Annotated in this window: 22 protein-coding genes; 16 read left to right on the top strand and 6 right to left on the bottom strand. The window is 67.7% G+C overall.

Translation table 11 applies throughout. The features are described 5' to 3' along the window. Position 1: 1 nt before the first annotated feature. Positions 2-1,111, bottom strand: a complete 1,110-nt coding sequence (locus FFS23_RS06865; RefSeq protein WP_502702116.1) for an efflux RND transporter periplasmic adaptor subunit — start codon at positions 1,109-1,111, stop codon at positions 2-4. Positions 1,112-1,738: 627 nt separating this feature from the next. Between FFS23_RS06865 and FFS23_RS06860 the strand changes: the two genes are divergently transcribed. The 9 genes from FFS23_RS06860 (at position 1,739) to FFS23_RS06820 (ending at position 12,270) form a co-directional block, all read left to right on the top strand. Further along, positions 1,739-2,980 carry an MFS transporter gene (locus tag FFS23_RS06860; protein ID WP_137898000.1) on the top strand — a complete coding sequence of 414 codons (1,242 nt, stop codon included), beginning with the start codon at positions 1,739-1,741 and terminating at the stop codon, positions 2,978-2,980. A gap of 119 nt (positions 2,981-3,099) precedes the next feature. After that, entirely contained in the window at positions 3,100-4,494 is a 1,395-nt protein-coding gene (locus FFS23_RS06855) for a 3-oxoacid CoA-transferase (protein WP_137897999.1), read from the top strand. A gap of 263 nt (positions 4,495-4,757) precedes the next feature. Next, the gene (locus FFS23_RS06850; RefSeq protein ID WP_137897998.1) at positions 4,758-7,163 is read left to right on the top strand and encodes a TonB-dependent receptor; all 2,406 of its coding nucleotides are present in this window, start codon (positions 4,758-4,760) and stop codon (positions 7,161-7,163) included. 125 nt (positions 7,164-7,288) lie between these two features. After that, positions 7,289-8,509, top strand: coding sequence for an acyl-CoA dehydrogenase family protein (locus FFS23_RS06845; protein WP_212742919.1), 1,221 nt, complete (start codon positions 7,289-7,291; stop codon positions 8,507-8,509). A 3-nt stretch (positions 8,510-8,512) separates the two neighbouring features. After that, the gene (locus tag FFS23_RS06840; RefSeq protein ID WP_249340565.1) at positions 8,513-9,289 is read left to right on the top strand and encodes a carboxymuconolactone decarboxylase family protein; all 777 of its coding nucleotides are present in this window, start codon (positions 8,513-8,515) and stop codon (positions 9,287-9,289) included. Positions 9,290-9,291: 2 nt separating this feature from the next. Beyond that, the gene (locus tag FFS23_RS06835; protein WP_137898017.1) at positions 9,292-10,017 is read left to right on the top strand and encodes a dienelactone hydrolase family protein; all 726 of its coding nucleotides are present in this window, start codon (positions 9,292-9,294) and stop codon (positions 10,015-10,017) included. After that, positions 10,014-10,841 carry an SDR family NAD(P)-dependent oxidoreductase gene (locus tag FFS23_RS06830; protein ID WP_137897997.1) on the top strand — a complete coding sequence of 276 codons (828 nt, stop codon included), beginning with the start codon at positions 10,014-10,016 and terminating at the stop codon, positions 10,839-10,841. The genes FFS23_RS06835 and FFS23_RS06830 overlap by 4 nt, the downstream gene beginning before the upstream one ends. A 2-nt stretch (positions 10,842-10,843) precedes the next feature. Beyond that, entirely contained in the window at positions 10,844-11,416 is a 573-nt protein-coding gene (locus tag FFS23_RS06825) for a carboxymuconolactone decarboxylase family protein (protein WP_137897996.1), read from the top strand. Next, positions 11,416-12,270 (top strand): fumarylacetoacetate hydrolase family protein, encoded by an 855-nt coding sequence (locus FFS23_RS06820; protein WP_137897995.1) that lies wholly within the window; start codon positions 11,416-11,418, stop codon positions 12,268-12,270. Before FFS23_RS06825 ends, FFS23_RS06820 begins: the two co-directional genes overlap by 1 nt. A gap of 23 nt (positions 12,271-12,293) precedes the next feature. Here FFS23_RS06820 and FFS23_RS06815 read toward each other — a convergent pair whose 3' ends face one another. The 4 genes from FFS23_RS06815 to FFS23_RS06800 all read right to left on the bottom strand — a co-directional run bounded on the left by FFS23_RS06815 (position 12,294) and on the right by FFS23_RS06800 (position 16,116). After that, a complete protein-coding gene (locus FFS23_RS06815; protein ID WP_137897994.1) occupies positions 12,294-13,178 on the bottom strand; it encodes an SMP-30/gluconolactonase/LRE family protein in 885 nt (294 codons plus the stop codon). Between the two features lie 8 nt (positions 13,179-13,186). Then, positions 13,187-14,662 (bottom strand): bifunctional 3-(3-hydroxy-phenyl)propionate/3-hydroxycinnamic acid hydroxylase MhpA, encoded by a 1,476-nt coding sequence (gene mhpA, locus FFS23_RS06810; protein WP_171009400.1) that lies wholly within the window; start codon positions 14,660-14,662, stop codon positions 13,187-13,189. A 26-nt stretch (positions 14,663-14,688) separates the two neighbouring features. Beyond that, complete coding sequence (locus FFS23_RS06805; protein ID WP_038665540.1) at positions 14,689-15,210, bottom strand: VOC family protein; 522 nt, start codon at positions 15,208-15,210, stop codon at positions 14,689-14,691. A 135-nt stretch (positions 15,211-15,345) separates the two neighbouring features. After that, the gene (locus FFS23_RS06800; protein ID WP_038665543.1) at positions 15,346-16,116 is read right to left on the bottom strand and encodes a helix-turn-helix domain-containing protein; all 771 of its coding nucleotides are present in this window, start codon (positions 16,114-16,116) and stop codon (positions 15,346-15,348) included. A gap of 157 nt (positions 16,117-16,273) precedes the next feature. Between FFS23_RS06800 and FFS23_RS06795 the strand changes: the two genes are divergently transcribed. From FFS23_RS06795 to FFS23_RS06770, 6 genes are all read left to right on the top strand, one after another. Further along, positions 16,274-17,026, top strand: a complete 753-nt coding sequence (locus tag FFS23_RS06795; protein WP_249340564.1) for a maleate cis-trans isomerase family protein — start codon at positions 16,274-16,276, stop codon at positions 17,024-17,026. 22 nt (positions 17,027-17,048) lie between these two features. Further along, on the top strand, positions 17,049-18,200 hold the full coding sequence (locus tag FFS23_RS06790) for a thiolase domain-containing protein (RefSeq protein WP_038665546.1): 1,152 nt from the start codon (positions 17,049-17,051) through the stop codon (positions 18,198-18,200). Beyond that, a complete protein-coding gene (locus tag FFS23_RS06785; RefSeq protein ID WP_245640756.1) occupies positions 18,197-18,652 on the top strand; it encodes a Zn-ribbon domain-containing OB-fold protein in 456 nt (151 codons plus the stop codon). Before FFS23_RS06790 ends, FFS23_RS06785 begins: the two co-directional genes overlap by 4 nt. A 24-nt stretch (positions 18,653-18,676) precedes the next feature. Next, positions 18,677-19,105 (top strand): SRPBCC family protein, encoded by a 429-nt coding sequence (locus FFS23_RS06780; RefSeq protein WP_137897992.1) that lies wholly within the window; start codon positions 18,677-18,679, stop codon positions 19,103-19,105. A 174-nt stretch (positions 19,106-19,279) separates the two neighbouring features. Next, complete coding sequence (locus FFS23_RS06775) at positions 19,280-20,098, top strand: helix-turn-helix domain-containing protein (RefSeq protein ID WP_137897991.1); 819 nt, start codon at positions 19,280-19,282, stop codon at positions 20,096-20,098. Between the two features lie 54 nt (positions 20,099-20,152). Next, positions 20,153-20,827, top strand: coding sequence for an NADPH-dependent F420 reductase (locus FFS23_RS06770; protein WP_283214444.1), 675 nt, complete (start codon positions 20,153-20,155; stop codon positions 20,825-20,827). Here FFS23_RS06770 and FFS23_RS06765 read toward each other — a convergent pair whose 3' ends face one another. Further along, on the bottom strand, positions 20,828-21,391 hold the full coding sequence (locus FFS23_RS06765; RefSeq protein WP_137897989.1) for a carboxymuconolactone decarboxylase family protein: 564 nt from the start codon (positions 21,389-21,391) through the stop codon (positions 20,828-20,830). Positions 21,392-21,572: 181 nt separating this feature from the next. Here FFS23_RS06765 and FFS23_RS06760 point away from each other — a divergent pair, with 181 nt between their 5' ends. Beyond that, positions 21,573-22,901 (top strand): acyl-CoA dehydrogenase family protein, encoded by a 1,329-nt coding sequence (locus FFS23_RS06760; protein ID WP_249340562.1) that lies wholly within the window; start codon positions 21,573-21,575, stop codon positions 22,899-22,901. The last annotated feature ends 18 nt before the right edge of the window (positions 22,902-22,919 follow it).

Raw genomic sequence — 22,919 nt, 5'->3', positions numbered from 1 at the left:
GTCAGCGCTCCTGCTTCACGGCGACGGGCTTGACCGTCGCGCCCGGCTGCGCCTTGTCGGTGCCCTCGACGATCAGCCGGTCGCCCGCCTTCAGCCCGGCGGTGACCAGCCAGTTGCTGCCGATCGCCTCGCCGGTGGTGATCTGGCGTTGCACCACCTTGTCGTCGGCGCCGACCACCAATGCGGTGGCATTGCCCTTGGCGTCGCGGGTGATGCCCCGCTGCGGTGCGAGGATGCCGTTGCGCACCACCGTCTGCGGCACGGTGACGCGGACGAACATGCCGGGCAGCAGCAGCCCCTGCGGATTGGGGAAGCGCGCGCGCAGCGTGACGGTGCCGGTGGTGGCGTCGACCGTCGCCTCGCCGAACTCGATCCGTCCCGCCTGCGGATAGGCGCGGCCGTTGTCGAGCGTCAGGCGGACGGTGGTGCTCGCCGGCAGCGCCGAACCGCTGGCGAGGCTCTGGCGCAGGTCGAAGACGTCGCTGCTCGACTGTTGGATATCGACGAAGATCGGGTCGAGCAGCGCGATCGTCGCCAGCGCGGTCGTCTGCGCGGCGGACACCAGCGCGCCCTGCGTATAGGTCGAGCGGCCGATCCGCCCCGAGATCGGCGCATAGACGCGCGTGAAACCGAGCTGCACGTTCGCGGTGCGCAGCGTCGCGCGATATTGCGCGATACTCGCCCGCGCCTGGCGTGCGGTGGCGACCGCATCGTCGACGTCCTGCCGCGCGACTGCATCGGCGCTCTGCAACCGGCCGTAGCGCGCGACCTTGGCCTGCGCGGTCGCCGCCTGCGCCTCGGCGCTGGCGACCTGCGCCGCCGCCTCGTCGCGGGTGGCGCGATAGAGGCGTGGATCGATCTGGTAGAGCGGCTGGCCGGCGCGAACCAGCGCGCCCTCGGTGAACAGCCGCGCCTTGATGATGCCGTCGACCTGCGGGCGCACCTCGGACATCGCGGTCGCGGCGGTGCGGCCGGTCAGCACCGTCGTCGTGGTGACCGGCGAGGTGGTGAGCGTGACGACGCCGACCTCGGCGGGCGGCGGCGGTGCCATGCCGCCCTTCGACCCGCCGCCGCAGCCGGCGAGCGTGAGCGCGAGCGCGAGAGACGCCACGACACACGGAGAGACGGGTTTCATACCGCGCGACCGCCTGCATCCCGATCGACACCCGAACCGGAGAGAAACGCGAGAGGATGGCAAGCGAACATGGCGGAGGACCCCGATGAAGGTCAGTCCCTCTATTCCGATCCGGCAGGAGCAGACAGACATGGTCCGTAAGCGAATGTAACGGTTTGTAACGGGTGGTCGCTATAGTCTTGTGACCTGTGCCGGATACTTGGCCTGATAAAGGCTTCGCGGATAATCATGACATGTTCGCGCCGCGTCGATCTCGAAGGAGCTTGGGTTTGTGATCGCGGGTGTGGGCCATCTATTGCCGCGTGAGACGTTCGATCCGCCGTCCGCTGGGTGGACCCCTTCGCATTTGATCGCGCTGCCTGCTTGCAGCATGATCGTCGCACGCCAGACAATAGGCGGAAGGATAGAGGGTGTCGTGAACGGGTCGCTGCGGTGATCGTCGAATCATGCTGGCGCTCGCGGCGCCGCGCGACGGTATTGCAGACCGGCGCGGCGATGCCGCCGCCGACGTTCCTCTCATTCTTTCCGACCTCGAGCAGTGATTTCGAGAATTGTGCAGGTCGGCGACTGTGCTGGACCGGGCCGTAACGGAATGGATAGCAGATGACGAAGAATCGTTGGATCGTCCTGGTCGCCCTGGCCTATATGCTTTCTATCGGGATGGCGCTGCCCATCTATGCGGGCAGCGTGATCAATACGTCGATGGTCGTCGACATGAGCTGGAACCGGCAGACGCTCGGGCTGCTGGTCGGTGCGAACATGATCGTCAATGGCCTGCTCGCCCCGGGCGGCGCGTTCGTCGTGCAGAAGATCGGCGTCCGTCATGCGCTGATCGCCGGTGCGACGCTGATGGCGCTCGTCAGCGCCGCGCTGGCGACCATCGTCACCGCGCCGTGGCAGGCGATCCTCGCCTTCGGCCTCGGCCTCGGCATCGCCGGCAATCTGACCGGGATCATCGCCTGCCAGACCGGCGTCGCGCAATGGTTCGACGAGCAGCGCACCACGGCGCTGTCGCTGCTCTACGCGGCGATGGGGGTCGGCGGCTTCGCCTCGGTATGGATCGTGACGCGCGCGATCGAGGCGTCGCACGACTGGCGTGCCGGCTGGTGGATCTTCGCGGCGGCGGCGGCGGCGGGCGCCATCGTCGCGACGCTGGTCATCCGCAACCGGCTGGACGCATCGGGCACCATGGCCGGTCCCGGCATGCCGATCGCGCCGGACAGCGGTGCGGCGCGTTCGGTGGACGAGACGCTCACCCTCGGCGGGGCGCTGCGCTCGCCGTTCCTGTGGGCGGTGTGTCTGTGCATGCTCGCCTCGACATCGGCGGCGGCGTTCGTCGTGGCGCACGTCCAGGCGTATCTGCGCGACGTCGGTTTCTCGCCGACCGGTGCGGCATCGGCGGTGTCGCTGTTCTCGCTGGCGACGTTGGGCGGCAATCTCGCCGTCGGGCCGATCGCCGCCAAATCCTCGCCGCGCATCGCTTATGCCGCGGCACTTGGCACGCTGGCGATCGCCATGCTCATCCTCATCAACGTACACGGATCACCGATGCTGTATGCCTTCGCGATCATCGCGGGCATCGGATTCGGTGCGAGCCAGGTCGGGTCGATGGCGATCCTCGGGCATTACTGGAGCACGCGGCTGTTCCCTGCGCTGACCGCGCTGGGCCTGCTGATCCAGACCGCGGGCGGCGGTGCCGTGCCGATCATCGCTGGCGCCTATTTCGACGCCAATCATAATTACACCGCGATCCTCGTCGCGATCGTGCTGCTCAACGTCATCGGCGCGGCGGTGCTGATGGTCGCCCGCCCGCCGGTCCACGCGCCGGTCGCGGCGGTCGCCTGACGCGCCACGCCGCGCGTCGTTCACGCGGCGGACGCACACGCATTCGACCTACCGTCGCCGCATGCGGGTTCCTAGCCATCGCGCGATGCCGACCGGTGGCCAGGAACAGGAAAGACCCGATGAACAAGCTATTCGACTCCCCCGACGCTGCCGTTGCCGATATCGCGGACGGCGCGACCGTCGCGATCGCCGGGTTCGGGGTCGGCCACAGCTATCCCAACAGCCTGACCGTCGCATTGCGCGATCAGGGGGCGACGCATCTGCGCGTCGTCGCCAATTCGCTCGGCGGTGGCGGCCAGCACCGGCCGCAGATCCTGGTGGAGAACGGCCAGGTCGACGCGGTCGTCCTGTCGTTCTCGGCCCGTCCCGGCATCGCCTCGCCCGAGGAGGCGCTGGTCGCCGAAGGCAAGCTTGACCTCGAAATGGTGCCGCAGGGCATCCTGGTCGATCGCCTGCGTGCCGCGGCGGCGGGGCTGCCCGCTTTCTACAGCCCCGTCACGGTCGGCACGCCGCTGGCCGATGGCAAGGAAGTCCGCGATTTCGACGGCAAGGCGTATGTGCTCGAGCGCAGCCTGCCCGTCGATGTCGCGCTGATCCGCGGCTGGCGGGCCGACCGCTTCGGCAACGTTCAGTTCCGGGGCAGCAGCGCGCATTTCCATGCATCCTTCGCCAAGGCTGCCCGGCTCGCGATCGTCGAGGTGCAGGAGATCGTCGAACCGGGCGTCATCGCACCCGACCAGATCGACCTGCCTGGCATATTCGTTCACCGCGTGGTCCAGTCGACGATCACGATCGGGGCGAGCGCAGGGCGGATGGGGCGGCGTGCCCCCGAGAGCGGGCGCGACTATCTCGGCAAGCCGGCGCTGTCCCGATCGGCGATCGCGCGGCGTGCCGCGGCGCTCGTTCCCGATGGCAGCTACATCAATCTCGGCTCGGGTCTGCCGACGCTGGTGGCGGGTCATATCCGCGGCCGCGAGGTCTTCCTGCATGCCGAAAACGGCGCGCTGGGCTATGACCTGCTCGACGATCCCGAGGACTATGACCCGGACTTCTTCGACGCGGCGGGCAATTTCATCCGGCTGCGCTCCGGCGGCGCGGTGTTCGAAAGCGTCGCGTCGTTCGAGATCGCGCGGTCGGGCAAGCTGTCCGCGATCATGCTCGGCGCCTATCAGGTCAGCGAGGCCGCCGACCTCGCCAATTGGGCGACGCCGGGCCAGCAGGGTGGCGGCATCGGCGGCGCGATGGATCTGGCCGCATCGGGTGCGCCGGTGATCGTGGTCATGGAGCATACCGACAGCAAGGGGCGCCCGAAGCTGGTCGCCGACTGCGCCTATCCGCTGACCGCGCCGGGCTGCGTCACGACGATCGTCACCGATCTGGCGCTGTTTCAGTGGCGCGACGGTCGCTTCGTCGTCGAAGAGATCGCGCCCGGATTCACCCGGGAGGACATCCGCGGCCTGACGCCGATGCGGTTCGATTTCGCCGCCACCGTCGGCGTGCTGGGCGAGGCCTGATGCGCACCGGCCGATCGTCGCGGTACACGCAGCGGACCATGATGTTGCGACACTTCCCGTTCCGCAAGCCGGAGCATAGCCTTTCCACTATGATCTAGCGAACCGTTCATCTCCAATAGTCGGATGGTTCCGCAGGGAAATGTCCGGCTTGCGGCCAAATTGAACTCCGGCGGCAAATCGTTTCTGCGCCGCTTGATGCGAACAAAACTATAAAACGGCCGCAAGTGTTTGAAGCGGCGCGCAAAAACATGAGAGGATATTCGATGGCTCGTTGTGTGGGAGGCCTGCTCGCGCGCGTCAGCGTGAGCGCTCTGTTGCTTGGCATCGCCGCGCCCGACGTGGCGTTCGCACAGTCCGCGACCCCGTCGGTATCCTCCGCCACGACGCCGTCGGTATCGACGGGCGGACAGGTCCAGCCACAGGCGCGGTCGGGCACGGCCGCCGCCGCCCCGGCGCCCTCGTCGCAGACCGCGGCACCTGCCAACAGCGATATCATCGTCACCGCACAATTCCGTTCGCAGCGTCTGCAGGATACGCCGCTGGCGATCACCGCGATCAGCGCCGCCGACCTCGAGAAGCGCAACCAGACGAGCGTCGTCGATCTCGCTGGCAACGCGCCCAACATCACGATCCTGAAAGGCGGGTCGGGCTATGGCCTGACCCCGACGATCAGCATTCGCGGCGTCGGTGCCGGCGACTATAATTTCGCGCTGAGCCCCGCCGTCGGCGTCTATCTCGACGATGTCTATATGCCGACGTTGTTCGGTTCCGCGTCGGATCTGGTCGATATCGATCGCGTCGAGGTCCTGCGCGGGCCGCAGGGGACGCTTTCGGGCAAGAATTCCGTTGGCGGTGCGATCAAGATCTTCTCGAAAGCTCCGGACAACGATTTCGGCGGCGTCGTCGAGGGCGGATATGGATCCTACGATACGGTGCGCCTGCGCGGAGCGATCAACATCCCCATCGTCAAGGATACGCTGGCGCTGCGGATCACTGGCGCCTTCTCGCGCGAGGACGGCTATCTCACCCGCATCGATTACGGCTGCCGCTTCCCCAATTCGGGGATAGCCGCGACGACGACCGCATCGAATTGCGTGCTGGGCAAGGAGGGCGGCACCAATCACCGTGGCATCCGCGGCCAGCTGCGCTGGACGCCGACCGCTGCGCTGCAGGTCGATCTCAGCGCCGATTATACGAAGATCGACGACCAGCCGGCGGCGACCAAGCTAACCTATGCGCGCAATCCGCAGAACATCCCGCAGACGAACTTCGCGCAATTCCTGACCGACGCGCGGTTCGTCAACTACGCGACCAATTGCGTCGCCGAACTTGGCTATTGCCAGCCGTCGGTCGCGAAGTCCGATCCCTGGGGCGTGTCGGCGCGGGTCAGCTACGATTTTGGGCACAAGCTGTCGCTGGTCTCGATCTCGGCCTATCGCGCCTATACCGCGCGCTTCACCAGCGACGGCGATGCCGGCCCGCTGACCGCGCTGCAGCAGGACAACCAGCTCAAATACCGGACGTTCACGCAGGAACTGCGGTTGAACGGGTCGCTCGGGTCGCTCGACTGGACGCTCGGCGGCTTCTACTCCACCGATCGCGGCGTCCAGGCCGGGCGACAGAACGTCGGTTACGTCGGGGTGCCGTTTCCGCCCTTCGCGCAATTGTCCGATTTCAACCAGAACGACGTCATCACGGCGAGCAGCCTCGCGGGCTTCGTCCACGGCGTGTATCACTTCAACGACAAACTCAACCTGACGCTCGGCTATCGCCGCACGCACGACGCGCGCGACTATACGTTCAACCGGACCGCCAATACCCCGGCGGCCGATCTGGCGGCGTCGATCAACGGCACGACGAGCCGGTTCCGCGGCAACTCCAACGATTACCGCGCGACGCTCGACTATCGCTGGTCGAACCAGATCCTGACCTATGCGACCTTCTCCACCGGCTTCCGCGGCGGCGGCATCAATCCCCGTCCGTTCGTGGCCAGCCAGGTCGTGCCATTCGGACCGGAGCGCCTCAAGAATTACGAGATCGGCATGAAGACCGATCTCTTCGACCGGCGGCTGCGGTTGAACGCCAGCGCGTTCTACGATCGCTACAACGACATCCAGGAAACGATCACCAGCGGCTACGGCGGTTTCCCGATCTCGGCAGTGCCGGTCAATTCGGGCGATGCGACGCTGAAGGGCGTCGAGCTCGAAATGAACGCGCGCCCGTTCGGCGCGCTGCAGCTCGACGGTTCGGTAAGCTACATCAAGTTCGACTTCACGCGCCTGTCGGCCGATGCGCTCGCCTCGGGGCTGACCAGGGACATGGTGTCGCCGTTCACCCCGTCGTGGAAGGCGAGCCTCGGCGCGCAATATGCGGTCGACCTCGATCGCTTCGGGGTGCTGACGCCGCGTCTCGACGTCAACTACCAGTCGTCGCTCTACACGCAGGCGGTGAACAACGATCGCAACCAATTGCAGGCGTTCACCGTGCTCAACGCCAAGCTGAGCTATGCGCCGCGGGATTCCGCCTGGCTGTTCTCGATGGCGGTCACCAACGTCACCGATAAATATTATTTCGTGAACATCGACGACACCTATCAGGGGACGGGAACGACCCGCGCGACACCGGCGCGGCCGCGGACCGCGTTCTTCTCGGTGAAGCGGACGTTCTGAACCGGTGCCGACCGGCGCGTACACGATACGGACGCCACCCGGTTGCCGATGTCGCCGCCCGCCGGATCGACCTACCATCACGCCAACGACCGAGCACATACTCGGGCAGTAGGATGAGGTTTTCCATGGCTACCGCAATTGCACCCGCGCTTCGCGCCCTCGTGCCGCCCGAACCCGAACTGACGCCCGAGGCCATGATCGCGCGTGCGCATGCGATGATCCCGACGCTGCGCGCGCGGCAGGCCCAGGCGGAGGCGGCGGGTCGCCTGCTCGAGGAGACCAATCGCGACTTCTTGGAAGCGGGATTCTACCGGATCGTGCAGCCGCGCCGCTTCGGCGGTTATGAATTCGGGCTGCCGACCTATGTCCGCGTCATGATGGAGATCGCGCGCGGCTGCCCGTCGAGCGGCTGGGTGCTCGCGCTGGTGTCGGGCCATCCGATCATGCTCGCCGATTTCGACGAGCGCGCGCAGGAAGAGGCCTATGGCGACGACGGCGACTATCGCTGTCCGTCGGTCGGCTCGCCGGTGCCGGTCAAGCCGGAGAAGGACGGCTTCCGCGTCAGCGGCGCGTGGGACTATACCTCGGGCTGCGACATATCGACGCATGCGATGGTCAGCGGCCTGATCCCAGACGGCAAGGGCGGCATGACCGCGCGCCTGATGCTGGTCGACCGCGCTGACTATACGATCGTCGACAATTGGCGCATGATGGGGATGCAGGGCACCGGATCGCGGCAGGTCGTGGTGAAGGACGTGTTCGTGCCCGGCTATCGCACTGCGCCGATGGCGATGTGGCTGGCGCGGGGCGAGAATGCCGCGCACGCCAATCCGATGTACAACGGCCGCAAGGGCTCGTTCTTCCTCATCGAACTGGGCGCGGTCGTCGTCGGCACCGTCAAGGGCGCGCTCGATCTGTACGAGGATATCTGTCGCACCAAGACGATGCGCTTCCCGCCGAAGGTGTTCCTGTACGAAAGCCACGAATTCCAGCAATATTTTGGCGATGCCCAAGCCAAATTGGACGCGGCCGAGGCGCTGTTGCTCAAGGTGACCGAGCGCTACGTCGAGGCGTGCAGTGCCGATCCGGTCACCGGTGGCGACTTCAGCGAGGAAACCGATCGCCGGCTGTTCGCCGCCGCGCAGGAGGCCTGCAAGATGGCCTGGGATGCGCTGGAGATCATCTTCACCACCGCGGGAACCAGCATCGGCCAGCGCGATTCGATGTTGGCGCGCCTCTATCGCGACGCCAGCGTGCAGAAGACGCATTTCGTCCAGCAGAGGTCGCGCACCGCGGTGAACGCCGCCCGCCTGCATTTCGGCCTGTCGCCGCTGACGCCGTTCTGAGCCGTGGCCATCGCATCGGATCCGACCGCCGGCGGCGCCACGCCGGACCCCGATCACGTGCGCGACGAATTCCGCCGTCGCCGTGGTCATTGGCATGACGATTGGGAGGCGATGCTCGTCTATTCGCCGGCCTATGTCGCCGCCTATCTCGATTTCTCGGTCTATGCGGCGGAGCGCGGCGCGCTGACGCCGCGGTTCATCGAACTGCTGTACGTCGCGACCAATTGCACGCCGACACATATGTTCGATCGCGGCCTGCGCAATCACGCGCGTCAGGCGCTGGCGATGGGCGTTACCCGCGACGAGCTTTTGTCGGTGGCGGCGACCGTGAGCGCAATGGGGATTCACTCCTATCTGCTCACCGCACAGGCGGTGGCCGATCTGGTGCCCGAGGCGGGGACGGAGGCGGATCCGCATGCGATCCAGCGGGCATTCGACGCGCATGCCGCGCTGTTCGGCGAGGTTCTCGACGATGTCGACGTCGCGGTTCGCGTCGATCCGAACTTCTACCTGCACTGGCTCGACTTCGTCGCCGCCCCCGTGCGCGGCGCCAAAGCGGGACTGTCGGCCAAGGAGGCGCATCTCATCTCGCTCGCGGTCCATGCGCAATGCACGCAGTTGAACGCGGCCGGGGTGCGACATCACGCCCGCGCGGCGATCGCGCACGGGGCGAGCGTCGAGGAAGTGCTCGACGTCGGGCGGTTGATCTCCAGCATGGGCATCCATGCGATGGTCTTCGCGCTGCCGATCATCAACGATCTCACCGGGTTGGATTCGTGACGATGGGAAGCGATTTCGCTTATACCGGCGGCGGCGTGTCCGCCCGGGGCTATTATGCCGAACCGGCGACGCGCGACATCCGTGGCGCGGTGCTGGTCTTTCCCGAGGCACCCGGCGTCGGCGGCCATGTGCGACGGCGCGTCGACGCGCTCGCCGCGGCCGGTTATGCCGCGCTGGGCGCGGACCTGCACGGCAGGGGGCGACTGGCCGAAGGGCATGACGAGGCCCGCCGCTGGGTCGAGGCGCTGAAGGCCGATCCCGCAACCCTGATCGCGCGCATGGAAGCGGCGCTTGCCACGCTGGTCGCGAGATGCGGTGTCGACGATCGACGCGTCGCGCTTGCCGGCTATTGTTTCGGCGGCTGGTGCGCGCTCGAACTGGCGCGCTCGGGCGCGGCGGCGGGCAGCGTCACCTCGTTCCACGGCTCGGTCGCCAGCGCGCGCGGCGTCGACGGCCTGATCGGCCGGTCCGTGCTGGTCTGTACCGGCGATGCCGATCCGTTCGTGCCGGCCGACCAGCTTGCTGCATTCGGCGCCGCGGTGCGCGGCGTGCCGGTCGATTACCAGCTGTGCGTCTATGGCGGGGTCGGCCACGGCTTCACCGACCGCGACGCACCGACCATGCCGGGCTTCGCCTACGACGCCGCCGCCGACCGGCGATCCTGGCGATCCTTCCTGCATCTGCTCGACGACCAGATGACCGCTGCCGACGTGAGGACTACGCAATGACGAGTTTCGATGGCCAGACGATCCTGATCACCGGCGCGGCGACCGGGATCGGGCGCGCGACCGCCCGCAAGCTGGCCGATCTCGGCGCGCGTCTGGTGATCGTCGATCTGGACGGCGACGGCGCGGTCGCGGCCGCCGCGTCGCTGCCCGGCGATGCGCGCGGCTATCGCTGCGACGTGCGCAGCGACGCCGACGTCGACGCGCTGCGCGCCGTCGTGCTCGCCGAATGCGGCGGTGTCGACATCCTGCTCAACAATGCGGCCAAGCCGCCGGTGACCGGGCCGATCGCCGACACCGATATCGAGGTGTGGCGCGACGCCCTGGACGTCAACGTCCTGGGCTATGTCCGGATGATCCGCGCCTTCCTGCCGCATATGGTCGCGCGCGGCACGGGGCGGATCGTCAACACCGCGTCCGGTCTCGCGCTGCTGCCCGATCCGCCGACCCGCTTCATGGGGCCGTATATCGCCTCCAAGGGCGCGCAACTGGCGATGAGCTATGCCTTCGCGCATGCGCTCGAGGATACGGGCGTGACGCTGTCGGTCTTCTGTCCGGGCCTGACCGCGACCTCGGACCGCCCCGGCGGACCGCCGCCGGCGGGTGTCGGCGCGCCCACCCTCGACGATTTCCGTCGCGGCGTGCCGGCGCGGCGCGCCCGCCCCGCGACCGCCGACCATGCCGCGCAGACGTTCGTCGACGGGCTGCTCAGCGGAGAATTCCTCACCTGTTCGCAGGAAGGCTATCACAGCGATCTCGTCGACTTCGCCTCGGCCAACCTCGATCCCTATTCGATCGTGCGCCAGGCGCAGGCCGAGGCGGCCTGACGATGGGGCGCCTCCGCTATCTCGACAACGCCGATCTCGCCCCGGAATTCCAGGATATTCCGCGGATGAAGTCGAACATCACGCGCGCCGTCGCGCACAGCCCGAAGCTCGCGCGGCTGGTCGCGGGGCGTGGCATGTATCTGCGCCACGACAGCGGGCTCGACGCGCGATTGCGCGAACTGGCGATCCTCCAGGTCGGCTATTCGACGCGTTCCGCCTACGAATGGGCGCATCACGTCGACGTCGCGCTGTCGTTCGGCGTGACCGAGGACGATATCCGCGCGATCGCGACCGAGACCGCGGGGGAAACCTCGCATCTGGAGCCGCTGGCGGTGGCCGTGCTGGCAGCGACGCGAACGCTGACCGACGACCTAATCCTGCCCCAGCCGCTGTTCGACACGTTGGCGGCGGCGCTGCCCACCGATCAGCTCGTCGATCTGCTCGTCGCGATCGGGGAATATAACGGCCTCGTCCGGGTCATGGCGGCGATCGAGATCGATCTCGAGCCCGAATACGTCCGCTATCTCGACCGCTTCCCGCTGGCGTCCCCCTTCATTTCAGCAAAGGAATCCTGATGAAACTGTTGAGCTTCAAGATCGACGGGCGCGAAAGCTTCGGCGCGGTGGTCGGCGACGAGGTCGTCGATCTCGGCCGCCGGTTCGAGGGCCGCTTCGTGACCATCGTCGACGCGCTCAGGGCCGACGCGCTGGGCGAACTGGACCGGGCCGTCGCGGGCGCGACCGGCGATCACGCGCTGGCGGACATCGAATTCCTGCCGGTGATCCCGAACCCGCCCAAGATCATCTGCATCGGCGTGAACTACGAGACGCACCGCAACGAGATCGGTCGCGATCCGAGCGCCAAGCCGATGGTGTTCGCGCGCTTTCCGATCAGCCAGGTCGGTCACGGCGAGCCGATGATCGCGCCGCCCGAATCCGGGACCTACGATTATGAAGGCGAGATCGCGGTCATCATCGGCAAGCCCGGACGGCGCATTTCGCAGGCGGATTGCTGGGACCATATCGCCGGTTACGCGCCGTATAACGACGGCAGCATCCGCGAATGGCAGCGCCATACGCCGCAGTGGGGGCCGGGCAAGAACTGGTACAAGACCGGCGCGTTCGGCCCGTGGATGACGACGCGCGACGAGATCGCCGACGATCAGGACCTGCACCTGAAAACCCGCCTGAACGGGGTGGAGGTGCAGAATGCCAAGAGCAGCGACATGATCTTCAAGATCCCCGAGCTGATCGAATATTGTTCCACTTTCATCCCGCTGGAAGCGGGCGACGTCATCGTCACCGGCACGCCGGGCGGTGTCGGGGTTCGGCGGGAGCCCATGTTGTTCATGAAGGACGGCGACGTGGTCGAGGTCGAGATCACCGAGGTCGGCGTCCTCAGCAACCCGATCAAGGCGGAAGCCGTCTGATCAAACGGCACGGCGGGCGGCGGTCAGCGTCGCCCGTCTCGCCGATGGTGCCACATCGGCGCGCCGGCGACCGGACTGCGGAAGCGCAGGACATGGTCCATCCGGATCGATCCGACGTAGAGCGTGCGGCGGTCCGGCCCGCCGAAGGCGATGCTCGCCGGGAAATCCAGCAACGACGCGTCCGGATCCTCGTACAGGCATTGCGCGATACCGTCCGGCGCGATCCGGTAGAGGGCGTTGCGCGTGACCTCCGTCACCCATAGCCCACCCTCGACATCCCAGGCGAGACCATCGACGATGGCGTTCGCGAACAGCGGATCGGGGCCGAACGGCATGGCCGGGCCCAGCGTGCCGTCGGCGCCGATCGCCATCCGCACGACCCGGCCGCGCGCGGATTCGGCGAGATAGGCCCATCGCATCGCGGGATCGATGCGCAGCTCGTTGGCGAAGCACAGGCCCTCGGCCATCAGCCGCGGGCCGTCGGCGCGCAGCGACAGCACATAGCCGTCGGGGATCGGCGCATCGATCGCGCACGAGCGCGGGACGGTTCGCGTCGAGACGGTAAGCCAGAGATCGCCGCGCGGGTCGCAATAGGCGAAGTTCACCGCGCCGAGCGGCTCGCCGTCGAACCGGTCGATCAACGGCATGCTGCTGCCGTCGGGCCGCAGGACGTGCACCGTGCCGCTGTCGATGCCGGCGAGGATCAACGTGCCGTCACGCCGTTGCGCCACGCCGTTGGTGACGCCACCGGGGCAGGGAAGGTGCGTGCAGCGATCCATCGCGTCGATCCGCGTCACGCCGCCGCGCGCGTCGGAGACGAACACCGTGCCGTCGGCGGCGACGAGCACGCATTCCGGCCGGCGCAGGTCGCGCCCGATCCGGCCGGCGGGTTCCAGCAGCGCAGGCATCGCCGGCGTCAGCCGGCGCCGGCGAGCGGGATGGTGCGCGTCAGAGCGTCGAGCGCCTCGGCGGTGCGCGCCGTGCCGAAAATATAATGGTCCGGGCGGATCAGCACCGCCGCGGCGCCGATGGTCGCGAGATAGTCGTGCGCCGCGTCGGTGACGATCATCACGTCCGCCCTCGACCAGATGGCGCGCGTCGCCGGATCGACGGTGTCGACGATGTCGGGACGCGCGAGCAGCACGAAGCGCAGCGGTGCGGCATCGTCGAGCAGCATGCCGTCGCCCAGCCGCGGCTGGGTCGCGAGCGTGCCGGCGAGCGGATCGGCCGTCGCCGCGTCGCCGCCGAGCCGCGGTCGGATCGGCACCAGCACCTGCGGTTGCGCCAGCAACGTCGCATCCCGCACGCGGGCACGATCGGGATCGCGTTCCTGGATGATCGCGCCGATCCGGTTGGCCTCGGCGATATAATGGGTGACGTGAGGCGCGAGTTCGGCCTGATAGGTGTCCAGCAGCGCCGGCGTCGCGCGACCGTCGATCACCCAGGCCAGCTTCCACGACAGATTGGCGGCGTCACGCAGACCGGCGCACAGGCCCTGGCCGAGAAAGGGGGGCGTTTGATGCGCGGCGTCGCCGGCGATCAGCAGCCGGCCGCTGCGCCATCGCGATGCGATGACGGAATTGAAGGTATAGACCACCGCACGTTCCAGCGCGGCATCGTCGGGCGCGAGCCAGCGGCCCAGCAGCGCATGCACGTTTTCCGGCCGGGCGAAGTCCGCGGGGTCGTCGCCGGGCAGCAGCATGACCTCCCAGCGCCGGCGTCGACCCACCGCCTCGATATAGGTGAAGGGGCGGGCGGGATCGCAATATTGCACCGTGCCTTCGGGAAGATCGGGGGCATCCGGGCCGAGAATGAGGTCGGCGACGAGCCATCGTTCGGACGGGGCAAGCGTTCGGGTTTCCGCCCCGATCGCCTGTCGCACGCGGGACCGGGCGCCGTCGCAGCCGACCGCATAGCGTGCCCGGATAGGCGCGAGCGCGCCATCGGGGGCGGACGTGGTGAGCGTGACGCCGTCGTCATCCTGGGCGATGCCGGTGACCGTCCAGCCGAGCCGCAGGTCGATACCGGCCACGGTCGCGGCACGCGCGCGCAGTACAGCTTCGAGATCGGGTTGGTGAAAGCGATTGCTGTCGCGCCAGCCATGGATCCCCGGCTCGACCGGGCGCGGCCAGTCGATCAGCATTGCGCCATCGGCATCCTCGAACCGCATGCGGCGATAGATGCCGAGATGCGGCGACAGCGCGTCGGCGACGCCCGCGGTCTGCAGGATGCGCAAAGCCTCGCCGTCGATATGCGTGGCGCGCGGCAGGGGATAGGCCTCGGCGAACTGGTCCACCAGGACCACCCGCCGGCCCTGCCGCTCGAGCAGATTGGCCAGCGTTGCGCCGACCGGGCCGCACCCGATGACGGCGACGTCGTAGATTGCGTTCATCGTTGCCCCGCGGCGATCCGAGGGCGTCAGAGCGTCGCGATGTCGCGCGCGACGTCGGCGCTCCATTGCCGCATCGGCGTGAAGCCGGGTGCCTTGCGACACATCGCCTCCGTCTGCGCGACGATCTCGTCTTCGGGCGCGGCGAGGTCGATCGTCGTGCGATGCGGCTGGGTGATGTACCAGGGCGTGTCGACATAGGCCTCGACGCGATTGCCGTCGGGATCGGGAAAATACACCGACCAGGCGATGCCGTGGGTCAGCGGTTCGAGGTTCGGCACGCCTTCGTCGACCAGCTTCTTGTACACGCGCTGCAATTCGGCGAGCGTCTGCAGACGGAACGACAGCTGGTTCATCAGATGCTGGTCGCTGTCGGGCCGCCCGGTGACGAGCACGAGCTGGTGGTGCGACGTGGGGTCGGCGGTCAGGAACGCGATCGAACGGCTGTCGCTGCGCGCCTCGTCCGTCACCGCGAAACCGAAGATCTTCCGGTAGAAGGTCAGCATGCGGTCGAAATCGCTGACGTAAAGCCCGACGTGGCCAACTTCCATGACGTCTACCCTCCGGATGCGCGCAGATGCCCTCGGCACGTGCGTCTGATCGCGGCGAGCTAGGCGGGCGGGGAGGGCGCCGTAAATCCGCATCGGGATGGCGTCCGCGGGGTGAACCGCGGCCATCCGGCGGCGTCAGTCGCGCGCGTCGCGTTCGAGATTGCGTTCGATCTCGGTCTGCGCGCGCATCAGTGCCGGGACGAACTGGTCGATCCCCTCCTGCACCTTGATCGCGCGCGAGATCCAGGCGACGTCGATACAGGCGAGCACGCGACCGCGGAAGCGGACGGGGGCGGCGATCGAGGTGACGTGCGGATAGGCCAGCCGCTGTTCGAGCGCATAGCCCTTCTCGCGCACCGTCGCGAGTTGCGCGCGCGTCTGCGTGCCCACCCGTGCCTCCGGATCGACCGGATCGCCGAACCGCTCGATATGGCGCAGGATCAGGTCGGTCTCCTGATCGGGCGCGAACGCCAGATAAGCCCGTCCCAGCGCGCTCGTCAGCATCGAGCGCGGTCGATCGTCGAAGTTGCGCACGTCGATGCGGAACGGGTTTTCGAGATGCATCGAGTCGCGACGGACCATCGCATAATCCTCGAACGTCGCGATCTCGCACGTCCAGACGACTTCCTTCTGCAACTCGGCCAGCGTCGGCGTCGCGGTCCACAGCGCCCAGGCGCGATCGGTGAGGCCGTTCTCCAGCGCGCGCACCGCGAAGGTCGGGTGATAGACCTTGTCCCCGTCGACGGAGACAAGACCGCTGGCGACCAGCGTCTCGAGAATGCGGTAGACGGTGGGACGCGACAGGCCGAGTTCGTTGGCGATCTGCTGGCAGGTCGTGCCGCCGGTGTCGCTGACGATGCGCAGCGCGCTTATCCCCCTGAACAGGGCGCGGATATTCTCGTTCATTACGCGGATGTAAGCCTCCGCCCGAGCCGAGACCAGACGAAACCGGGATACACCAGGCGGACGTCGCCGCGGAGGCATTGGCGTTGCCGCACGCGCGCCAGCACAGCGAGGAACAGGTGCCGGACCACGGCACGACGGGCTCGATTGGAGGGGCGACGTGACCATTTTGGACCCCTCGCGGGCCTCGGACCCCTCGCGCGGCAAGGGCTTCGGCTGGCGGCTGCGGCTGGGCATGTTGCTGCCGTCGAGCAATCCGGTCGCCGAGCCCGAGATCACGCGCATCCTGCCCCCCGGCGTCTCGCTCAACACGACGCGGCTGAAGCTGGCGGGCAGCACGCGCGAGGACCTTCTCGGCATGACCGAGGGCGTCGAGGCGGCGGTCGTCCTGCTGAGCGACGCCGGGATCGATCGGCTGCTGTTCAACTGCACCGCGGTCTCGACGTTCGACCCGGAGATGGGAGAAGCGTTGCGATTGCGCATGGAGGCGGTCGCCGGACGCCCGGCGATCAGCACCGCCGACGGCATCGTCGCGGCGATCAGGGCGCTGGGCTCGCGCCGGGTCATGATGATCTCGCCCTATATCGCGCCGGTCGTCGAGCGCGAGGTGGCGTTCCTCCGGCATTGCGGCGTCGAGGTCGTCCACGCCTCCGGCATGGGGTTGAAGGAGGGACGCGCGATGTCCTCGGTCGAGCCCGGCGAATGGTATCGCCAGGCGATGGACCAGGCCGGCAGCGGCGCGGACCTGTGCTTCCTCAGCTGCACCGCGATCCGGGTCTTCGGCATCATCACCGACCTCGAACGCGACCTCGGCATGCCGGTGATGACCAGCAATCAGGCGATGATCTGGTGGTGCCTGCGCGAGGCGGGCGTCCGCGATCCGCTGCCGTCGCTCGGCCGGCTCGCCGCATGACCCGCCCCCTGGAGGAGTTTCGATGAGCATTCGCGGCAAGGCCCATATCGCCGGGGTCTTCGAACATCCCGGGCGCGATCTGCCCGATCATTCGGTCCAGCAGATCCATGCCGAATGCGCGATCGGCGCGCTGGCCGATGCCGGGCTGTCGATCCGCGATGTCGACGGCTATTTCTCGACCGGGCAACTGGGCTTCGGCGGCGTCTCGCTGACCGAATATCTCGGTCTGGCGCCGCGCTATGTCGATGCGACGTTCGTCGGCGGCTCGTCCTATCTGTCGCACGTCGGCCATGCGGCGGCGGCGATCGCGGCGGGGAAATGCCGCGTCGCGCTCATCACCCAGGGCGCCAAGGTACGCGGCGTCATCCGTGGCAACAAACATACCGCCGACACGCCGGAATTTCCGTTCGAGACGGTATATGGCGAGACCAATGCGGGCATCTATGCGCTCGCCGCGCGGCGCCACATGCACGACTATGGCACGACCGCGGCGCAGCTCGCCGCCGCCAAGGTCACCGCCTCGGAATATGCGCAACACAATCCCGCTGCGCTGCTCAGGAAGCTGGTCACGGTCGACGACGTCGTCCATTCGCCGATGATCGCCGACCCGCTGCACCGGCTCGACTGCTGCGTCGTCACGGATGGCGGTGGCGCGATCGTCGTCGTCGCGCCCGAGATCGCGCGCAGCCTCCAACGCCGCTCGGTGACGGTCCTCGGCCATGGCGAGGCGATCCGGCATGGCGGTCGCGGCGCCATCGACTTCACCAGTACCGGCGCGACGATATCGGGGCCGAGCGCCTTGGCCGAGGCGGGCGTCGCGCTGGCCGACATCGATTACGCGTCGATCTACGATTCCTTCACGATCACCGTCATCATGACGCTGGAAGACCTCGGCTTCTGCAAGAAGGGGGAGGGCGGGGCGTTCGTCGCCAGCGGCGCGCTGCGCCGCGACGGTGCCATTCCCGTCAACACCGACGGCGGCGGCCTGTGTAACAACCATCCCGGCTATCAGGGCGGCATGGTCAAGATCGTCGAGGCGGTGCGGCAGCTGCGCGGCGAGGCCCATGCCGAAACGCAGGTGCGCGACTGCGAACTGGCGATCGCGCACGGCACCGGCGGCGGCATGTCGCGGCAAGCCAGCGTCTCGCTGATACTCGGACGGGAGGACGCATGATGGCCGATCCGACGACACGCGCCGGCCTGCCGACGCCGGCGCCCTATGTCTCGCCCGAGACCCGGCCGTTCTGGTCGGCGGCGAAGGCGGGCCGTCTGGTCCTGCCGTTCTGCACCGGATGCGGCGTGGCGATCTGGTATCCCAAGGCGTTCTGCAGCGCCTGCGGGTCGATGCACGTCGACTGGCGCGAGGCGTCGGGCCTCGCCACCGTCTACAGCCACAGCCACGTCCATCGCGGCGAGGGCGCCTATCGCGAAGCCGGCAGTTTCGTTCTCGCCCTCGTCGACCTCGACGAGGGGCCGAGGGTGCTGACCAATATCGTCGACATCGACCCTGCCGACGTCGCGATCGGGCAGCGGGTGCAGGTCGTGTTCCACGACGCGGGCGACGAGGCATCGCTGCCCCGGTTCGCGCCGATGGCGCCGGCCCGAGCGGCGGCAGTCCACGATTGAACGAATCCCCAAAGGAGAAGTGACGTGAAGATATCCCAGTCGATCAAGCTCGCGGCGCCGGCCGATACGGTGTGGACCTACGTCCGTGATTTCTACAATTTCGAGGACTGGCAGCCGCACATCGTCTCCACCGAAAAGGGCGAGAAGGACGGCGAGCGCGTCGTCAAGATGGCGCGCGGCAATACCGTGCTCGATCGCATCGCGACGCTGGACGACGACCAGCGCATTCTCGCCTATGAGATGGTGCCCGACCAGATCCTGCCGCCCGGCGTGCCGCGCCTCGAGGGATTCCTTGCCACGTTCAAGGTCAACGCGGCGGGCGAGAGCTCCCAGGTCGACTACAGCATCGCGGTCGAGATCCCCGATGCCATGAAGGAGATGGCCGAGAAGGGCATCGGCGGCGATATCGCCGGCGCGCTCAACGGTCTCGCCGACAAGTTCGGCACGGTCTGACATCGCTGCGACACGGATCGGACGAATGACCGATCGTCCGGTCCGTGTACATCGATCTTATCCAGTTAAAACAATGACATAAGCTAATTGTGCGGATGCCGGCGGGTTGCCCGCCGTTTGTGGCCCGCCCGTCGCCATGCTAGTCTCTCCGCCATAAAAGAACCTGGAGAGGTTATGACATACAAGCATATCCGGTCACTCTCGCGTGGCATCGAGGTCTTGCGCTATTTGAACACCGTCGATGGTGCGCATCCCAGCGACATCTGCCGCAGCCTCGATCTGCCGCGCCCTACCGTTCACCGCATCCTCGAAACGCTCGGCGAGCTCACCCTGATCTATCAGGGGCCGTTCTCGCGCGAATTCCGCGTGTCGCCGAAGGTGCGCGAGCTCGCGCAGTCGCGCGACCAGTTCGGTCTCATCCGCCACGCGGCATGGCCGGCGATGCACGCGCTGACCTCGCAGGTCGTCTGGCCTTCGGACATCGCCGTGCCGCAGGACCATGCCATGCTGATCGTCGAATCGACGCACCGGATCAGCTCGATGTCCGCCGATATCGGCATGATCGGGCAATCGCGGCCGATGCTCGTCAGCCCGCTCGGCCTCGCCTATCTGAGCCATTGCGGCGATGCGGCGCGCGACGCGATACTCGACGATCTCTATGCCACCGCCACGGCGGACGATGCGTTCGCGGACCGGGCGACGATCGAACGCGCGCTTGGCGACGGACGGCGTGACGGCTTCGTCATCTGCCACGATCTCGCGCATCGCCGGTGCGCGAGCATGGCGGTGCCGGTCCGCGTCGGCGGCGACGTCGTCGCCTGCATGAACGTCGTCTGGCATGCCGCCGAGCTGACGTTCGACGAGGCGCGCGACCAGCTCGGCGGACCGCTCATGGCGGCGCGCGACCGGGTGGAGGAAAGCCTGCGCGACTTGATCCCCGGCGCGGCCCCCGGTCCGGGCGGCGGACCGGGCTGGGCGCGGCTCGCCGCCTGACGCCGTACACCAGCCGGACGGTCGGGGCGTGACCATTGCTGGCCGGCGCCCCGGATGGACAGGTCGCCGCCGACCCTCACGCAAAGGATATGTTCGGTGAAGACTCTCGGTTTTCTAGGTGCAGGCCGTCTTGCACAGATGCTGGCGCCCAAAGCCGCCAAGGCCGGCTGGCGGGTGATCCTGTCGAATTCGCGCGGACCGGATACGCTGAAGGCGCTGGTCGACGGTATCGATGGCGACGTCGTCGCGGCGACTCCGGCGGACATGCTCGCGCAGGCCGATATCGTGCTGCTGGCGATCCGCTGGCCCCAGCTGGCCGCGGCGACCGACGGCCTGTCGTGGCAGGGCCGGATCGTGATCGACGCGACCAACAATCGCCTGGGGCCGACGCCGGCGGACGTGATCGATATCGGCGACGCGCTGTCGAGCGATATCGTCGCGGACCACGTTCCGGGCGCACGTCTGGTCAAGGCCTTCAACCATGAGCCGATCTTCCTGTTCGACAAGGCATTGCCGCCGCAGGACGATGCCAAGGTCCTGTTCCTGGCCGGCAGCGACGCCGAGGCCAATGCCGCGGTCGCCGCGCTGATCCGCGACCTCGGTGCCGAGCCGGTCGATCTCGGCCCGATCGACCGGGGTGGCAAGCAGATCGCGATGGGCGGTCCGCTGACCAACAAGATGAAGCTGTTCACGATCGAGGAGGCGGCGTCCGCAAAGACGCCCGCCTGATCAACCGGCGAAGGGTGAGGGTGTCGCGGGCAGCGGGTTGCGCGCGACATTCATCACCATCGCCAGCAACGCATAATAGCCGCATATCGAACACAGATCGATCACCCCCGCCGCGCCGAGCAGATGGGCGACCGGCGCATAGATGGTGTCGTCGACGCTGCCCGACCGATGCAATTGGCGGCAGAATTCCAGCACCAGCGCTTCCTCTGGCGTCAGTCCGGCCACGTCCGTCCCCGCCGCCAGCGTCGCGATCGCACTGGCGCTGACGCCCGCCGTCGCGGCCAGCGCGGCATGGACGGTCCATTCGTAATCCTGTCGCCAGTGGTGCGCGGTCGCCAGGATCGCCAGTTCGCGCAGATTGGCCGGGATCGGGCTTTCGAAGCGCAGATAGGCGCCGAGCCCCTGTGCCGCCGCAAACGCCCCCGGACTGTTCAGCAGCACCGCGAACGGCCCGCGCACCGACCCGCGTGGTCCCGCGGCGACGACGGCCGCGGCGGCGTGCTGCGCCGGCGTCATCGCCTCCGGATCGACCGCCGCGATCCGTGGTGTCGTCTCGTCGCGCACGGCCGTTCCTCCCGCTTGGTATCGCCATGTCCATGCGCTCGGTCCACCGGCGAGGGAAGCCAAACGAGGTACGCGGAGCGGACGGGCGACGGTGTCGCGTTGCCGGCCGATGCCGGTCGATCCACACACGCTGCATCTGTCATCTAGAAGTGGGTATCCCGTGGCAACTCTCCTGAAAGACGTGTCCTCGGCCGCTGCCGGCCTGCCGCAGCCCGAGCCTGACCTTACGTCGGCGGAGATCGTCCGGCGCGCCAGCGCGCTTCGCCCGCTCCTGCTGGCCGACCAAGCCAATGTCGAAGCCCGCGGGACCTATTCGGACGAGATGCATCAGCGATTCCGCGATGCCGGCCTGTACCGCATCCTCCAGCCCCGGATGTATGGCGGTTACGAATTCGACCTTACCGTGTTCGCCCGCGTGGTGATGGAGATCGCCCGCGGCTGCCCAAGCACCGGCTGGGGCTTTTGCCTCGCTTCGGCGCATGCGCTCAATGCCGCCGCGCTCTATTCGAAGGCGGGGCAGGACATACTGTTCGGCGCCGACGGCCATTTCGCCGCATCGGCCCGCGGCGTGCCGAGCGGCACCGCGACCGAAACGCCGGAAGGCTGGATCGTCAACGGCCAGTGGGATTATTGCTCCGGTTCGCCGCACAGCAGCCATGCGATGTTCGGCGTGCGGCTGATCCCGCTGGGCGGCGCGCCGGTCGGCCCGCCGATGTTCGGCACGGTGACCGTCCCGCGCGAACAATGGGCGATGCTCGACAATTGGCGCGGTTTCATCGGGTTGCGCGGCAGCGGGTCGAACAGCATCCGGGTCGAGGATGCGCTGGTCCCCGATGCGCTGGTCAGTCGCCAGAACTTCTTCTCGATCAACATCGATGGCGGCACCGTCGGTTACCACCTGCACGGCAACGCGATGTATTCCGGGCGCATGTTCGGCTTTTTCCAGACCGAGATCACCTCGATCCTGGTCGGCATCGGGTTCGCCGCGCTCGACGAGTTCGAGCTGATCCTGAAGAAGAAGGCCGAGGGGCCGGCGGGTCCTCCGGGCGCACCGGGCAGCGGCGTTGACGACCTGCTGCGGCCCTATGGCCTCGCTGCCGGCCTGCTGGAGGCGGCGCGCAATGCGGTCATCTCGGGTGCGCAATCCTACCTCGATTATTGTGCGGCCGGCGTCGAGGACGCCGCCGCTTATGCGGAGATCGACGACATGCGGATCCAGGCCGGTTTGCAGCAGGCCGCACGCATGGCCGGGGAAGCGATCGATCTGTTGTACACCGCCGCCGGGACGAGCACCTCGGCGAAGGACGGCAACCGGTTGCAGCGCTACTTCCGCGACATATCGATGGCGCGGACCAATCCCGGCCTTGCCTACGAGCGGACCGCGGTGATGCTGGCCCGCCGGACGGTCGCGGAGCGGATCGCGCCGGACAGCGCGGCTCCCGGCGGCCCGCGTCCGGACGGTGCGCCGGTCGGCGCTCCCCCGCCCGGTGCCGCGCCGGTCGCGCGTTGACCGCCGTCTGACCCCGCG

Source organism: Sphingomonas sp. 2SG, from assembly GCF_005503285.1.
Classification (GTDB): Bacteria; Pseudomonadota; Alphaproteobacteria; order Sphingomonadales; family Sphingomonadaceae; genus Sphingomonas; species Sphingomonas taxi.
The sequence above is the reverse complement of the archived record's forward strand: the minus strand, read 5'-3'. Positions and strand labels throughout refer to the sequence as shown.